The organism is Actinoalloteichus sp. AHMU CJ021, assembly GCF_002895405.1.
Taxonomy (GTDB): domain Bacteria; phylum Actinomycetota; class Actinomycetes; order Mycobacteriales; family Pseudonocardiaceae; genus Actinoalloteichus_B; species Actinoalloteichus_B caeruleus.
The window spans coordinates 1,810,952-1,825,520 of sequence record NZ_CP025990.1 but is presented as its reverse complement, the minus strand read 5'-3'; the positions used below and the strand labels follow the sequence as shown (position 1 = coordinate 1,825,520).

Annotated in this window: 17 protein-coding genes; 14 read left to right on the top strand and 3 right to left on the bottom strand. The window is 72.8% G+C overall.

Annotated features, from left to right (window positions below; translation table 11 throughout):
* Positions 1-5: 5 nt before the first annotated feature.
* Together fdxA and dapC are read left to right on the top strand one after the other, a co-directional pair.
* Entirely contained in the window at positions 6-326 is a 321-nt protein-coding gene (fdxA, locus tag C1701_RS07550) for a ferredoxin (RefSeq protein ID WP_026417307.1), read from the top strand.
* Positions 327-330: 4 nt separating this feature from the next.
* A complete protein-coding gene (gene dapC / locus C1701_RS07545; RefSeq protein WP_026417306.1) occupies positions 331-1,443 on the top strand; it encodes a succinyldiaminopimelate transaminase in 1,113 nt (370 codons plus the stop codon).
* Between the two features lie 317 nt (positions 1,444-1,760).
* Here dapC and dapD read toward each other — a convergent pair whose 3' ends face one another.
* Positions 1,761-2,744 (bottom strand): 2,3,4,5-tetrahydropyridine-2,6-dicarboxylate N-succinyltransferase, encoded by a 984-nt coding sequence (gene dapD, locus C1701_RS07540; protein ID WP_026417305.1) that lies wholly within the window; start codon positions 2,742-2,744, stop codon positions 1,761-1,763.
* A 130-nt stretch (positions 2,745-2,874) separates the two neighbouring features.
* Between dapD and dapE the strand changes: the two genes are divergently transcribed.
* The 6 genes from dapE (at position 2,875) to C1701_RS07510 (ending at position 7,467) form a co-directional block, all read left to right on the top strand.
* Positions 2,875-3,951 (top strand): succinyl-diaminopimelate desuccinylase, encoded by a 1,077-nt coding sequence (gene dapE / locus C1701_RS07535; RefSeq protein ID WP_026417304.1) that lies wholly within the window; start codon positions 2,875-2,877, stop codon positions 3,949-3,951.
* Between the two features lie 165 nt (positions 3,952-4,116).
* Positions 4,117-4,908, top strand: a complete 792-nt coding sequence (locus C1701_RS07530; RefSeq protein ID WP_026417303.1) for a TIGR00730 family Rossman fold protein — start codon at positions 4,117-4,119, stop codon at positions 4,906-4,908.
* A 107-nt stretch (positions 4,909-5,015) separates the two neighbouring features.
* The gene (gene folP, locus C1701_RS07525) at positions 5,016-5,855 is read left to right on the top strand and encodes a dihydropteroate synthase (RefSeq protein ID WP_026417302.1); all 840 of its coding nucleotides are present in this window, start codon (positions 5,016-5,018) and stop codon (positions 5,853-5,855) included.
* Between the two features lie 347 nt (positions 5,856-6,202).
* Positions 6,203-6,541 carry a PadR family transcriptional regulator gene (locus C1701_RS07520; protein WP_026066040.1) on the top strand — a complete coding sequence of 113 codons (339 nt, stop codon included), beginning with the start codon at positions 6,203-6,205 and terminating at the stop codon, positions 6,539-6,541.
* Positions 6,542-6,619: 78 nt separating this feature from the next.
* Positions 6,620-7,018, top strand: a complete 399-nt coding sequence (locus C1701_RS07515; RefSeq protein WP_026417301.1) for a DivIVA domain-containing protein — start codon at positions 6,620-6,622, stop codon at positions 7,016-7,018.
* Positions 7,015-7,467 carry an SRPBCC family protein gene (locus C1701_RS07510; RefSeq protein ID WP_026417300.1) on the top strand — a complete coding sequence of 151 codons (453 nt, stop codon included), beginning with the start codon at positions 7,015-7,017 and terminating at the stop codon, positions 7,465-7,467. Before C1701_RS07515 ends, C1701_RS07510 begins: the two co-directional genes overlap by 4 nt.
* Positions 7,468-7,530: 63 nt before the next feature.
* On the opposite strand, the gene C1701_RS07505 is transcribed toward C1701_RS07510, so the two are convergent.
* Positions 7,531-8,334, bottom strand: a complete 804-nt coding sequence (locus C1701_RS07505; RefSeq protein WP_026417299.1) for an enoyl-CoA hydratase-related protein — start codon at positions 8,332-8,334, stop codon at positions 7,531-7,533.
* A gap of 64 nt (positions 8,335-8,398) precedes the next feature.
* Complete coding sequence (locus tag C1701_RS07500) at positions 8,399-9,199, bottom strand: PaaX family transcriptional regulator (protein ID WP_026417298.1); 801 nt, start codon at positions 9,197-9,199, stop codon at positions 8,399-8,401.
* Between the two features lie 173 nt (positions 9,200-9,372).
* On the opposite strand from C1701_RS07500, the gene C1701_RS07495 reads away from it, so the two are divergent.
* From C1701_RS07495 to C1701_RS07470, 6 genes are all read left to right on the top strand, one after another.
* Positions 9,373-9,540, top strand: a complete 168-nt coding sequence (locus C1701_RS07495; RefSeq protein ID WP_016699112.1) for a DUF3117 domain-containing protein — start codon at positions 9,373-9,375, stop codon at positions 9,538-9,540.
* A 203-nt stretch (positions 9,541-9,743) separates the two neighbouring features.
* Positions 9,744-11,282 carry a leucyl aminopeptidase family protein gene (locus C1701_RS07490; RefSeq protein ID WP_026417297.1) on the top strand — a complete coding sequence of 513 codons (1,539 nt, stop codon included), beginning with the start codon at positions 9,744-9,746 and terminating at the stop codon, positions 11,280-11,282.
* A gap of 235 nt (positions 11,283-11,517) precedes the next feature.
* Positions 11,518-12,084 carry a hypothetical protein gene (locus C1701_RS07485; protein WP_026417296.1) on the top strand — a complete coding sequence of 189 codons (567 nt, stop codon included), beginning with the start codon at positions 11,518-11,520 and terminating at the stop codon, positions 12,082-12,084.
* Positions 12,085-12,265: 181 nt separating this feature from the next.
* Positions 12,266-12,592: a hypothetical protein gene (locus C1701_RS07480; protein ID WP_026417295.1), complete on the top strand. Its 327-nt coding sequence runs from the start codon at positions 12,266-12,268 to the stop codon at positions 12,590-12,592.
* A 43-nt stretch (positions 12,593-12,635) separates the two neighbouring features.
* Positions 12,636-14,060 carry a hypothetical protein gene (locus C1701_RS07475; RefSeq protein WP_030104156.1) on the top strand — a complete coding sequence of 475 codons (1,425 nt, stop codon included), beginning with the start codon at positions 12,636-12,638 and terminating at the stop codon, positions 14,058-14,060.
* A gap of 56 nt (positions 14,061-14,116) precedes the next feature.
* Positions 14,117-14,551, top strand: coding sequence for a hypothetical protein (locus C1701_RS07470; RefSeq protein WP_155886019.1), 435 nt, complete (start codon positions 14,117-14,119; stop codon positions 14,549-14,551).
* Positions 14,552-14,569: the final 18 nt, after the last annotated feature.

The following is a 14,569-nucleotide window of genomic DNA, read 5'->3' as shown; positions in this document are numbered from 1 at the left end:
CCGCCGTGACCTACGTCATCGCTGAGCCGTGCGTGGATGTCCTCGACAAGGCATGCATCGAGGAGTGCCCAGTGGACTGCATCTACGAGGGCGACCGGATGCTGTACATCCACCCGGACGAGTGCGTGGACTGCGGGGCGTGCGAGCCGGTCTGCCCCGTCGAGGCGATCTACTACGAGGACGACGTCCCCGACCAGTGGTCGGCCTACACCAAGGCGAACGTCGACTTCTTCGACAAGCTCGGCTCGCCTGGCGGCGCGGCCAAGGTCGGCAAGGTCAGCGACGACCCCGCATGGATCGCGCAGCTGCCCCCGCAGGGGGAATGAGCAGGTGAGCACCAGTCGGACCGGTGGTCGTCGGCTGCCCGACTTCCCGTGGGACTCGCTGCGCGCGTCGCGGGAGCGCGCCGCCGCGCACCAGGACGGCCTCGTGGACCTGTCGGTGGGCACCCCGGTCGACCCGGTCGCGCCGGAACTGCGGGCCGCGTTGGCCTCGGTGTCCGACCAGGGCGGGTACCCGACCACCCACGGCACCCGCGAACTCCGGGAGGCCGTCGTGGCGGGCCTGGCCCGTCGACACGGCGTGGTGGCCGTGCCCACCGACGCGGTGCTGCCGACGATCGGTTCCAAGGAGCTCGTCGCCTGGTTGCCGACGCTGCTGGGCCTCGGGCCCGGCGATGTCGTCGCGATCCCCGAACTCGCCTACCCCACCTACGAGGTGGGCGCGCGACTGGCGGGAGCGGACGTCGTCCGCCTCGCCGACGGGGAAAGCCCACCACCCGGGACGCGTCTGGTCTGGCTGAACTCCCCGTCCAACCCGACGGGGCGCGTCCTGGGGGCGGCGGCGCTGGCCGATGCGGTCGCCACCGCGAGGGAGCTCGGGGCCGTCGTCGCCTCCGACGAGTGCTACCTGGCGTTGGGTTGGGACACCGAGCCCGTCTCCGTGCTGCACCCGGACGTGCTCGCCGCCTCCGGGGTGGGCGACTCCCTGTCCGGCCTGCTCGCGGTGCACTCCCTGTCGAAGTCCTCCAACTTCGCCGGCTACCGGGCCGGTTTCCTCGCCGGGGACCCGACGCTGGTCGCCGAGGTCCTGGAGGTGCGCAAGCACGCGGGGATGATCGTGCCCCGGCCGGTGCAGGCGGCGATCACGGCGGCGATGTCGGACGACCGGCACCTCGACGAGCAGCGGGCCAGGTACGCGGCACGGCGGGACGTCCTGCTACCGGCGCTGCGCGCGGCGGGGTTCGCCGTCGAGCACTCCGAGGCCGGCCTGTACCTGTGGGCCTCGCGGGGTGAGGACGCGTGGAGGACCGTGGCCTGGTTCGCCGACCGGGGGATCCTGGTCGCTCCGGGCGACTTCTACGGGCCGGCGGGCCGGAACCACGTCAGGGTCGCGCTGACCGCCTCCGACGAACGGATCCGTGCCGGCGCGGCCCGCCTCTGACGAGGGCGGCCCGCGCGCACCCGGCGGCCGGAGGCGCGCCTCGGCGACGACCGGTGGGCGCCGGTCGGCTCCGCCGCGCGGGACCGGACCCGGCCTCGCCGTGCTCCCGCGGCCGACGAGGCATGTCGGCGAACCGGTTCGCCGAGCGGCTGGACACGGGGCACCCGGGCCGACGGGCGGTGGGAGCGGCCGGCGCGGCCCCCGAGGGTGAGCGCCGGGACCGGGGTGAGCGGCGGCTTGGGTGAGCGGCCGGGTCGCGCTCGGACGCCGGGGCGCGGCCGTCCGGCCACCGCCCCGGCGTCGACGGCGGGGAGCCGTCAGTCGTTCGCGTGCAGGATGCTGTTCAGCTCCACCGCGGCACCCTCCCGGGGGCGGACCTCGACGGCACCGGTGGTCGAGTTCCGGCGGAACAGCAGCCCGGACCGACCGGAGAGGTCACTGGCCCGCACGAGCACCCCGTCGGGCAGGGTGACCTTGGTGCCGGCGGTGACGTACAGCCCGGCCTCGACCACGCAGTCGTCGCCGAGCGAGATCCCGATGCCGGCGTTCGCCCCCACCAGGCAGCGCTCCCCGATGCTGATGACCTCCCGGCCCCCGCCGGAGAGCGTCCCCATCACCGAGGCGCCGCCGCCCAGGTCGGAACCGTCACCCACCACGACACCCGCGGACACCCTGCCCTCGATCATGGAGGAGCCCAGCGTGCCGGCGTTGAAGTTGACGAAGCCCTCGTGCATGACGGTCGTGCCCGGAGACAGGTGCGCGCCGAGGCGCACCCGGTCCGCGTCCCCGATCCGCACGCCCGACGGGACGACGTAGTCGACCATACGCGGGAACTTGTCCTGGCTGTACACCGTGACCGGCCCCCGGGACCGCAGCCGCAGCCGGGTCGCCTCGAAGCCCTCGACCCGGGCCGGCCCGTGGTTGGTCCACACCACGTTGGCCAGCAGGCCGAACACGCCGTCGAGGTTCAGGCCGTGGGGACGCACGAGGGTCGTCGACAGCAGGTGCAGCCGCAGGTACACGTCGTGCGTGTCGACGGGCGCCTCGCCGAGGGAACCGATGGTGGTCCGGACCGCCTCGACCCGGACGCCGCGCGCCTCGTCGGGGCCGAGCAGGTCGACGGCGGCGGAGCCCAGTTCCTCCCCGCATTCCTGGGCGGTGAGGACCCGCGAACCGACCTCGTCGGTCTCGGCGAGTCTGACGAAGGGGAACCAGGTGTCCAGCACGGTCCCGTCGTCGGCGATGGTGGCCAGTCCGACGCCGTGGGCGCCGCTCTCCTGGGAAGTGACGTCACTGCTCACGCCGGCAACGGTAACCCACCGTTGGCACCCCACCCCGGGCGCCGAGGAGGCCGGGCGCGGGTTCGGCGATCCCGGTGCCGGCCTCCCCGTGCCCGTCCCGCGTGCGCCCGGGTGGGTACTGTCCGGTGGCGTGACCGCAGACCTGGACCTCACCGCCGATCCCGTCGAGCTCACCGCGGCCCTCGTCGACGTACCGAGCGTGTCGGGGGAGGAGGCGGCCATCGCGGACGCGGTGGAGACCGCCCTGCGCCGCCAGGCGCCCCACCTGGAGGTCGTGCGCGACGGCGACGCCGTGCTGGCGAGGACGAACCTCGGCCGTCCAGGCCGGGTCGTGCTCGCCGGGCACCTCGACACCGTTCCCGTCAACGACAACCTCCCGCTGCGCCGCACGGGCAGCGGTTCCGACCAGGTGCTCCACGGCTGCGGGACGGTGGACATGAAGGGCGGTGACGCGGTCCTGCTCGGGCTGGCCGCCGGGTGCGTGTCGCCCCGGCTGGACCTCACCTTCGTCTTCTACGACTGCGAGGAGGTCGACGCCAGCCGGAACGGGTTGACCAGGATCGAACGGGAGCTCCCCGACTGGCTGGACGGTGACCTCGCCATCGTCGCCGAGCCCTCGAACGCGGTGATCGAGGCGGGCTGCCAGGGCACCATCCGGGTCGAGGTCAGCACCACGGGTCGACGCGCCCACACGGCCCGCGCGTGGATGGGGGAGAACGCCATCCACGGTGCGGGCGAGATCCTGCGCAGGCTGGCCGAGTACGAGCCCAGGAGGGTGGACATCGACGGCTGCGAGTACCGCGAGGGTCTCCAGGCGGTGTCGGTGAGCGGCGGTGTCGCCGGCAACGTCGTGCCGGACAGCTGCGTCGTCGCCGTCAACCACCGGTTCGCCCCCGACCGTTCGGTCGCCGAGGCCGAGGAGCACCTGCGGACGGTCTTCGACGGCTTCGGTGTCCGGGTGGTGGACCGCGCCGGCGGCGCGCTGCCCGGCCTGGGGGCACCGGCGGCCCGGGAACTGGTCGAGGCGGCCGGAGGTACCCCGGTGGCGAAGCTGGGGTGGACCGACGTCGCCAGGTTCGCCGCCAGGGGAATGCCCGCCGTCAACTTCGGTCCCGGCGACCCGACGCTGGCGCACACCAGGGAGGAACACGTGCGGGCCGCCGACATCACCCGGTGCGCGGACGTGCTCGGGCGTTTCCTGGCCTGACTCGCGTCCCACCGCGCACCGGGGTCCGTCGGGGATGTCGACGTGCTGGTCGTCCGCGTTCGTCCGGCCCGGCCCCACCATCGGCGTTCCGCCGATGGTGGGGCATCCGCTCCCCGACAGGTCGAACCGCCCGGTTCCCGACCGGGTTTCCGTAGGGTGACCAGCATGAGCACGGAGAACGCGTCCGCCCCTGGCAACGGCACACAACCGGCTGAGCTCGCCCAGACGCAGCAGGGTCCCGTCGTCGTGCGACGGACGCGCGGCAGGGAGACGACGACGACCGACCAGCGGTTGTTGGACTCCCGGGGTCCGTCGGACTGGGTGCACACCGACCCGTGGCGGGTGCTGCGCATCCAGGCGGAGTTCGTGGAGGGTTTCGGGGCACTCGCGGAGCTGCCCAAGGCGGTCACCGTGTTCGGTTCGGCGCGGACCGCGCGGGACGACCCGGAGTACGCGGTGGGCCGGTCCGTGGGAGCGGCGCTGGCGGACGCGGGGTTCGCCGTCATCACCGGTGGCGGTCCCGGCGCGATGGAGGCGGTGAACCGGGGTTGTTCCGAGGCGGGCGGCTACTCGGTCGGGTTGGGGATCGAACTCCCCTTCGAACAGGGCCTGAACCCGTGGGTGGACCTCGGGGTCAACTTCCGTTACTTCTTCGCCCGCAAGACGATGTTCGTCAAGTACTCGCAGGCCTTCATCGGGCTCCCCGGGGGTTTCGGCACCCTCGACGAGCTGTTCGAGGCGCTGACGTTGGTCCAGACGAAGAAGGTCACCAAGTTCCCGGTGGTCCTGTTCGGACGCCGCTACTGGCAGGGCCTCTACGACTGGCTCCGCGACTCGGTGCAGGGCGGCGGCAAGATCGGGGTCCCCGATCTCGCGCTGCTCCACCTGACCGACGACATCGACGACGCCGTCCGGGTGGTCGAGGAGGCGTACCAGGCATGGGAGGAGACCCACTGACCGGCGCGGTCACTCCCGACGACGACGACGACGGGGACGGGCGGCGGGGCGGCGTCCCGCCCCCGTGGCACGATCATGCCGTGCGGTTACGGCTCGGCTCTCGGGAGATGCACGGCGACCGGCCCCTGGTCATGGCGATCGTCAACCGGACCAGGGACTCCTTCTACGACCGAGGGGCGACGTTCGCGGAGCCGGCGGCGATGGCCGCCGTCGACCGCGCGGTCGACGAGGGCGCCGACATCGTCGACATCGGAGGTGTCCGCGCCGGTGCCCAGGGGGAGCGGGTCGACGTGGCGGAGGAGACCGCCAGGGTCGTGCCGTTCGTGCGAGCGGTGCGGGAGCGGTACCCGGACCTGGCGATCAGCGTGGACACCTGGCGCCACGAGGTGGCCGAGGAGGTGTGCCGGGCCGGGGCCGACCTGCTCAACGACACGTGGGCGGGTGCGGACCCCCGGCTGGCCGAGGTCGCGGCGGAGTTCGGCGTCGGGGTGGTCTGCTCGCACACCGGCGGTCTGGCTCCGAGGACGGATCCCCACCGGGTGCGCTACGCGGACGTGGTGGGGGAGGTCGCGGCGGAACTGGCCGCTCGGGCCGAGTCGTTGGCCCGGGCCGGGGTCCCGAGGGAGGGGATCCTCATCGACCCCACCCACGACTTCGGGAAGAACACCTGGCACGGCCTCGCGCTGCTGCGTGGGCTGGACCGGCTGGTGGGAACCGGCTGGCCGGTGTTGATGGCGCTGTCGAACAAGGACTTCATCGGCGAGACCCTGGACGCGGCGACCGAGGACAGGGTGGACGGCACCCTGGCCGCCACGGCGGTGGCCGCCTGGCAGGGCGCCGCCGTCTTCCGCGCGCACGAGGTGGCCCGCACCAGGAAAGTACTGGAGATGACGGCGTCGATCAGGGGGACCCGTCCTCCCGCGAGCGTGCTGCGGGCCCTGCGCTGAGCGGGGCCGGCACCGGCGAGGGGCCGAGGAGGCCCCTGCCCTCCGGTGCTCGCGCCAGTCAGGCGCGGTGCCGGTGACGCTGTGTTCCCGTGTCTCGCGGACCCCCTGACGTGCTTCACTCGAAGTAGTTACAGAACGTCCGAGAAATTCCTTCTTTCGGGGGAAAGTCCGGGGTGGGTGCCGGTGGCGGTGGACTGCGGCCACCTGGTCGGTGGGCGTCGCGGGCCGGGGGAGTCACGCCCCCGCTGGCCCGGTCGTGGCCACCGTCGCCCGGACGGACCCGCGGGTACCGCTGTATGGGTAGCGTAGCTACCGGCCACGCAGCGCTACGCATTAGACTTCTCACTGTGAAGTCGGACGCACTCCGTGGACATCTGGACGCGTTGCTGCTCGCCACCCTCGATGGTCGGCAGCTCCACGGTTACGCGATCATCGAGGCGTTGCAGCTGCGCAGCGGGGGTGCCCTCGACCTGCCCACCGGCACCGTGTACCCGGCGCTGCGACGGTTGGAGAGGGCCGGGTGCGTACGCAGCGCCTGGAGCACGGTGGCGGGGCGCAAGCGCCGCACCTACCGGCTGACCTCGACGGGAGAGCGCGCGTTGACCGCCGAGCGGGCCGCCTGGCGCGAGTTCACCGCCGCGATCGAGGGGGTCCTCAGTTCCGAGTCGAAGGCCGCCCGCGCCTGACCCGGCAGCCCGTCACCCGAGGGCCGAGCGCGCCGCCACCCGGCGAGACCGCCCCGGCTCGTGCCACGATGTGGTGCCGTGACCACTCTGTTTGTCTACTTCCTGATCGTGGCGATGGTGGCCGCCGTGGTCTTCCTGCTGGCTTCCCTGGTCTTCGGCCGAGGTGAGGAACTCGCCCCGCTGCCGCCCGGTGTCACGCCGACCACGCTGCCGGAGCGGGCTCCGACCGGCTCCGACGTCCGGGCGCTGCGGTTCCAACAGGCGGTCCGCGGGTACCGCATGACCGAGGTGGACTGGGCGCTGGCGGAGGTGGCGGACGAGCTGGACCGCCTGCGCGCGCGGGTCGCCGGACTGGAGGCGCGCCTCGCGCGGTGCGAGGACCTCCGGCGGGAACCGGAACCCGTGGAGGGGCAGCGCGCCGATCGGGGCGGCCAGCAGCGGGAACCGGGAACGGAACAGGGAGGCGACGCCAGATGAACACGGCCACGGTACGGGAGAGCGTGGACATCGAGGCCGCCGCCGAGGTCGTGTGGTCGGTGGTCACCGACTGGCCCCGGCAGCGGGAGTGGATGCTCGGCACCGAGGTGCACCTGGTATCGGGTGACGGGCGCGGGGTCGGCTCCCGCATGGTCGCCTTCACCGGGGTCGCGGGCCTGGGCGCGCTGGACTCGATGGAGATCACCGAGTGGTCCCCGCCCCACCGCTGCGTCGTCCGGCACACCGGGCGGCTCGTGCGCGGCGACGGCATCTTCGAGGTCGTGGCGCGGGGACCGGCGGCGTCGACCTTCCTCTGGAGCGAACGGCTGGTCCTGCCCTTCGGTCAGGTCGGCCGGTTCGGGTGGCCGGTCGTGCGACCCGGGTTCGCCTGGGGCCTGCGTCGTTCGGGCCAGCGGTTGGCCGAGTTGTGCCGGCGGGAGGCTGGCTGAACGGCGGCATGGCCGGTGGGCTCCGGTCCGAGCCGGTCCGCCCGGCCGGAGCCCCGCCGACGGTCAGTTCCCGGTGAACCGGGGCGGGCGCTTGCCCACGAACGCCTCCACGGCTTCCCGGTGGTCGGCGCTGCCCCCCGCCTCGTGCTGGAGGCGGGCCTCGTTCGCCAGCGCGTCCGGGAGGGAGCTGGCCGCCCCCAGCCGCAGCGCCTCCTTGAGCGCCGCGAAGGACGCGGTCGGGCCGGTCGCCATCCTGGCCGCCAGCTCCTGGGCGGCCCCCAGGGCCGTGCCGTCCGGCACCAGCCGGTTGACCAGCCCGACAGCCAGGGCCTCCTCGGCGCCGACCGGCTGGGCCAGCAGCATCATCTCCATCGCCCTGCCGTACCCGATGAGCCTTGGCAACGTCCACGACGCCCCGGAGTCGGCGGAGAGCCCCACGTTCGCGAAGGCCATCAGGAACCTGGCCGACCGGTCGGCGATGCGGAGGTCCGCGGCGCAGGCCAGCGATGCCCCCGCGCCCGCCGCGGCCCCGTTCACCGCCGCGATCACGGGTTTCGGCATACCGGTGATCGTCTCGATCAGCGGGTTGTAGTGGCGCTCCACCGTGGTTGAGGACGAGCCGTCCCCCCGCTGGAGGGCCTCGACGTGTTCCTTGAGGTCCTGACCGGCGCAGAACGCGTCCCCCGAGCCGCTGATGACGACCGCGCGGATGGAGCTGTCCTGGGACGCCGCCCGTAACGAACCGAGCAGGGACTCCTTCAACTCCAGGGTCAGCGAGTTGAACGCCGCCGGCCGGTTGAGCAGCAGGGTGCGCACTCCGGCGGCGTCGTCGACCAGCAGGACCGGTTCTGAGCTCTCAGCGGACATGCGGTGCCTTCCTGTTCGTGTCCCTGTTCGTGTCGCTGTCGCGGGAGGGGGAGCGAGGACGCCGTCACGGGGTGGGGAGCGCCGGCGGCGGAGCGGCCAGGCACCTCTCGACGTAGCGGTCGGCCGCCGGGGCGAACCGGGCCGTCTCGCCGTCGAACAACTCGGCCGCCCGGTGGCCGGTCCAGTCGGCCGGGAGCAGGGCCGGCGGCAGCCCCGGGTCCCGGAAGAGGAACTTGCGCCAGTCGTGCAACAGCCGCTGGGAGGCGGCGAAGGCCGCCGGTTCCCGTGACTCGTCGACCGCCGCCGCCAGGGGCCGCCACCGCGCCACGAACGCCGCGTAGTCGCGGGAGAGCCCCACCAGGTCCCAGGCCCTGCCGGCCAGGTCACGGTCGGAGCCCTGGTGGGCGGCGAGGAACGCGTGGGCTGTGAGGTCCTCACTGGTGAGCAGGTCCGGGAGTTCCGGTGACGGGCGGGGCGCGACCCACACCAGTGGTTCCACCTCGCCGTAGCCGAGCAACCCGAGCGAGGCGGCGATCCGCTCCCGCCGGTGGCGGTCCGACACGCCGGTGAGCACCAGGAGATGCCAGTTCCCGTCCCACGACCAGTCGCGGGTGCGGTAGATCCTCCCGGCGGCCTCGTCCAGCCGCCGTTCCGCCTTCGGCGTCAGCGCGTAACCCGGACCGGACGGCAAGCGTGTTGGCCGCAGCCACCCCTGCCTGACGGTGCGGGACACCGCCGTTCGCACGGCGGGACCGGCGAAACCGAGGGGTTCCATCAACCTGACCAGCGCGGCGATCGTGACAGCTCCGCCCCGGCGGCGGAGGTGTCCGCCGAAGAGGTCGAAGATCGCCGAGCGTGCCCGCACGACGCCTGAGTCTGGCACCTTCGGGCCCGCCCTACCAGCACCTGTGGATCAGCGCACGCGACACGAAGAGACCGGTTCGGTTTCACCGGTCGCCGCCGATAGGGGAGAATGACCCGGTCACCGGCGGACGGTGCGGTACGTCAGGTGGAAGATGTTGATGGAGGGAGCACGCTATGGCGGCCATGAAGCCCCGGACCGGCGACGGTCCCCTCGAGGTGACGAAGGAGGGACGCGGGATCGTCATGCGCGTTCCGCTCGAGGGTGGTGGGCGCCTCGTCGTCGAGATGTCGGCGGAGGAGGCCAGTGACCTGGGCGACGCGCTGAAGGCCGCTACGGGCTGACGTCGCGGCTGAGGCTCGGTGGGTCCACCCACCCGCCGCGACGCCCGAGTACGCGAGTCGGGCCCCGGTAAAGCTCCACGACCGGGGCCCTCGGCATCTCCCGGCCCGGGAGGCTGGCACCAGCCAGGTCCACCCGCGCCCCACCGCCGACCAGCTCGCCACCGCAGGAGTAGACGACACCCGCGTCACGAGGAGATCTCCCGTTGTCCGTTTCCCCTCCGTCCACCCCGGACCTCACCGGCCGGTTCCCCACTCCCTCGCCCACCGTCGTCCTCGAGGGCGATGACCGCGACCGGTCGACCGCGATCGCCGCGTTCGTCGTCGGCGCCGACGACGCGGAGTCGGTACGCCTGCCGGACCTGCCCGGAACGTACCAGGGCGTCCGGCACTGGCTCACCACCGCCGGTTTCACCGGGAAGGCGGGCTCCATCCAGCTGGTTCCCGCCGACCCCGAACCGGCGTGGGTCGTGGGCGTGGGTGCGGGAACGGCCTCGGACTGGCGGCGGGCCGGCGCCGTCCTCGCCCGTGCGGTCCGCGACCGCCGGGCGGCGGAACCCGAGCAACCGGTCGCCGACCAGGTGACCGCCCTGCTCCCGGAGGAGACCGACGGCGACGCGGTCGTCGCCCTGGCCACCGGGCTGCTGCTCGGCGGCTACCGGTTCAGGGTGAGCGCGGACGAGCCCCGCCTGACCCCGCCGACCTTCCTCGTTCGCCCCCCGGCCGCCCTCGACCCGGTGGCCACCGGGGAGGCACTCGCCGAGGCGAGCGTCCTGGCGGAGGCCACCTCGGTGGCCAGGGATCTCGCGAACACACCCTCCAACGTGAAGGACCCGGCCTGGTTGGCCGACTCGGCCGCGCTGCTCGCCGAGGACGTCCCCGGTCTTGACGTGACCGTTCGGGACGAGACCTGGTTGCGCGACCGGGGCTTCGGCGGCGTGCTCGCCGTCGGCGGGGGGTCCCGACGCCCACCCAGGCTCGTCGAACTCTCCTGGCGGCCCTCGGACAGCGGCACCGGTCCGCACCTCGTGCTGGTGGGGAAGGGAATCACCTTCGACACCGGTGGGCTGTCCCTGAAACCGGCCGAGGGCATGCACCTCATGCGGACGGACATGGCCGGCGGTGGTGCCGTGATCGCGGCGGTGCGTGCCGTGGCCCGGCTCGGCCTCCCCATCCGGGTGACCGGGCTGGTGCCCTGCGCCGAGAACCACGTCTCGGGATCGTCGTACCGGCCGGGGGACGTGGTGCGCCACTACGGCGGCACCACCACCGAGATCACCAACACCGACGCCGAGGGCCGCCTGGTCCTGGCCGACGCCCTCGCCTACGCGGTTCGCGACCTCGGCGCCGACGTGCTGGTGGATGTCGCCACCCTGACCGGCGCGATGAAGGTCTCGCTCGGTCTGCGCACCGGCGGGGTCCTCACCGACGACGACGAACTCGCCCGCGAGCTGGTCTCCGCCGGCGAGGCCGTCGGCGAGGCGTGGTGGCGGATGCCGCTCCTCGACGAGTACGCCTCCGAGGTCACGGGGGAGATCGGGGACGTGCGCCAGTGCCCGCCGGGGCCCGGTGGCATCACCGCGGCCCTCTTCCTGCGGGAGTTCACCGGCGCGACGCGGTGGGCGCACCTCGACGTGGCCGGTCCCGCCCGGTCAGACCGCGACTACGCGGAGGTGACCACGGGAGCGAGCGGCTTCGCGGCGCGGACGCTGGTCGGCCTCGCCCGGGACCGCGCCCGGCGCTGATCGTCGACCTGACCGCTCCACCGATCACCCGGTGTCCGACGACCGGTTCCCCGTCATCCTGTTGTGGCGCTGGTCACTTAGCTCGGGTATCACCCGTGGTCGCCGTCCCGGGTGCCTAGAGTCACCCGGGACGTGAAAAGGGTTGCCCGGGTGCCACTGGTCCACTCAGGACGGCGTGGCCCCCGTTCGCCGGGGTCTCGGCGGCGGGCCGGGACGTGTGAGTGAGAGCGGTCAGGTGACGACGACGACCCCGCGCGCGAAGTACGCGATCTGGTTCACCCTGGCGATGGTCGCCGTCTCCGTCGGGGTGCTCGTGTACCAGCTGTTCCTCGTCTACGTCCCGACGGTGTTCGGGCGGGACACGCTGCGGGCCGTCCGCTCCCAGGAGAGCGTCGCCTACCAGGACACCGGCGAGGAACAGCGCTTCGGCATGGAGTTCCTGGACTGGGACGGCGGCGAACTGCTGCTCACCGCCGACAGGTCCGAGGCGGGGACCCTCACCCAGTGTTCCGTTCGGGGCGCCGACGGCGCCTGGGAGACGGTGCGCCTCACCTACGCCAGGGAGTACGGCGACCTCGCCTGGCGGGGGACGCCCCAGGTGGCCGCCCCGGGCGAACTGCACTGCTCGGACAACGAGCGGGCCCAGGTGCGGGTGTACTCGGAGGACGTCGAGCGGGCCGGTGAGGTGCTGTCCCGGGGCTGGACCTGGCGGGTCGGTCTCCTGGTGGTCCTCCCCCTGCTCGCGGCGGTGCTCGCGCACGTGGTGGCCGGGGCGCTGTCCCGGCGGCGCGGGGCGAACTGAGCCGACCCCCACCGCCGGGTCCGCGGCGGCACCGGGCGGAACGCGGCGCGGGTACCCGTGCCGCTCCGTCCGCTCCGGGGCACGGACCGGGTTCCGGGGTCCCCGCGCGATCTCCCGTGGAGGGCACCGCGGGGCGGCGCGGCGCGTCCGACCCAGACCGCCGAATTCGAGGAGGAATTGGATGAGCGAGCAGTTCCAGGTCGATGTCGACTCGCTGGAGGGCTACGCGCGGAGCCTGGACGACCTCCAGGGCGCCTTCGACGCGCTCCGCGAGTACGCCGTGCGGTACGGCTGCGACAAGTCCGGCTTCACCGGTCTGCTCGCGCTGCTGCACCCGGGCGTCGACCTGGTCGGCACCCTGTTCGGCGAGACGTTGAACTTCGGGCAGGACCGGCTCGGCGGCACCGCGGACGGAATCCGGAGGAACGCGGAGGTCTACGCCGCCGCTGACCAGGCCGTCCAGGACCGCATGGTCAAGATCATGGAACAGGCGAACCGGGTCATCTGACCGCCACTCGGAGCAGCTTTCGCACTACTGGGGGAATCGCACCATGAGCTACCAGGACGCCAGCGCGCTGGCCGCACTCTCGTCACCACCCGAGCCCGTCGACCCCGGCGAGTCGATCGAGCAGATGGTCCGGGACGCCGGCTGGCGCGTCTACGGCGTGGACTGGGCCTTCCAACAGGTGACCGGTCAGAGCATCGTCGAGGGCGTGATCATGCCGATCACGGGCGACTTCGGCAAGATCGCCACCAACGGCGAGGCGTGGAACAAGGTCGCCGACGGCGTCAGCGAGCTCCGCCAGGCGTTGAACGACAACGTGGAGGTCGTCCGGCAGGAGTGGGACGGCGAGGCCGCGGTCTCCCACGAGACGTTCATCAAGGTCGTCTGGGGCGGGGGACTGCTCGTCGAACAGGGCGTCGCCAAGCTGATCGGCATGGCGTTCACCCAGACCGCCGAGGGGTCGAAGGCGCTCGCCAAACAGGCCCTGCGCCTGCTGGACTGGTTGGTCCAGAAGCTGATCGACGCGATCGCCAAGATCTGGATCCCCGCCTACGGCTGGGTGAAGGCCGCCCAGCTGATCTGGGACGCCTACCAGCTCTACCAGAAGATCATCGCGATCGTCGACTCGATCCAGGCGATCATCGAGAGCGCGCAGGCGATCTTCGAGTCGGTCCAGACGATCGGCTCGAAGCTGGCCGAGATCAAGGACGTCCGGAGCGTGTCCGACGCCGTGGACCTGCTGACCGACATCAGCGACGAGGTGCGGGACATCTCCGGCGAGGTCGGCAACATCCGGGACAACGCCGCGTCGATCCGGGACAACGCCTCCTCGGCGACCAGGGACCTCCGGGACATGAGCCGGGACGCCCGCGACTTCCGGTCCGACTACGACGAGTACCGCGACCGCCGCATCGACGAGCGGGACGGGCGCAGCGGCCTCCAACACGCAGCCGACGACCTGCGCGCCGACCTGCGGCAGGACTACCAGAACGCCAGGGACACGGTCCGGGACGGCTACGAGTCGGGGCGTGACGCGGCCAGGAACGCCTGGGAGAACCCGGGGCAGACGGTGCGCGACGGTGCGTCCTCGGCCTACGGCGCCGCCCGGGACGGTGTCACGGGCTGGGCGCGGGACCAGTACCAGGAGCGGATCGGTCAGCACGTCGACGCCGCCCGCGACGTGGGCAACGCGGCCCGCGAGGGCTGGGACGGGGCGCGCGGCGCCTACGACGCGGTGCGGGACGGCTCGGCGTGGAACGCGGCGAGGGACGGCGCCTCCACGGCGTGGAACGCCACGCAGTCGGCGATCAGCGACCCGGGCGGCGCTGTGCGGTCGGCGGGCGAGCAGGCGTGGAACGCTGTGCCGGAGGGGGAACGCGCCAACCTCAGCGAGGCCGGGCAGAACTTCCGCGATCTCGGTCGCGACGAGTGGCAGCGGTTCCGGGGGCGCGACGAGCCCACTGGCTCCTGAACCTGGCCGGCCCGTGAGGTCGGGCCGGTGCCGAACCCATGACGAAGGACGGTGTGATGACGTCTCCTGGATTCGACCAGGACAGCTGGAAGACCCCGCAGGTTCGTGCCGCCGAGGCGCAGCTGGGCGAGGCGATGGCCAGGAGCCGGGAGCTGATCAGGGAGTTGGAGCGGCTCCAGCCACCGGCTCCGCCTCAGGTCACCGAGGCCGATGTCCGCCAGATGGAGGAGGCGGCGAAGCGGGTCGACGCCGATCCCGCGATGCGGGCGCTCCAGACCAGGGTGGAGGCCGGAACGCTGAGTTGGCGGGACGTCCTGGAGGGCCGGGCTTACGACGATCCGGACGTGCGCCTGGCGTTGGAGAGCCAGATGACCGAGATGCGGGACATCTTCCAGCAGTTCGAGGAGGGCCACACCCTCGACGACGTGATCGAGGCCCGCCGGCAGGCGGAGAGCGGTGGCGAGGACGGCGACGGGGGCTTCCTGCGCTGACCGGTGGACCGGCGGCCT

Coding starts and splice junctions, on each gene's coding strand:
- C1701_RS07530 (WP_026417303.1), top strand. CDS start 4,117: ATGAGCACGGAGAACGCGTCCGCCCCTGGCAACGGCACACAACCGGCT.
- folP (WP_026417302.1), top strand. CDS start 5,016: ATGCACGGCGACCGGCCCCTGGTCATGGCGATCGTCAACCGGACCAGG.
- C1701_RS07510 (WP_026417300.1), top strand. CDS start 7,015: ATGAACACGGCCACGGTACGGGAGAGCGTGGACATCGAGGCCGCCGCC.
- C1701_RS07505 (WP_026417299.1), bottom strand. CDS start 8,334: ATGTCCGCTGAGAGCTCAGAACCGGTCCTGCTGGTCGACGACGCCGCC.
- C1701_RS07495 (WP_016699112.1), top strand. CDS start 9,373: ATGGCGGCCATGAAGCCCCGGACCGGCGACGGTCCCCTCGAGGTGACG.
- C1701_RS07480 (WP_026417295.1), top strand. CDS start 12,266: ATGAGCGAGCAGTTCCAGGTCGATGTCGACTCGCTGGAGGGCTACGCG.
- C1701_RS07475 (WP_030104156.1), top strand. CDS start 12,636: ATGAGCTACCAGGACGCCAGCGCGCTGGCCGCACTCTCGTCACCACCC.
- C1701_RS07470 (WP_155886019.1), top strand. CDS start 14,117: ATGACGTCTCCTGGATTCGACCAGGACAGCTGGAAGACCCCGCAGGTT.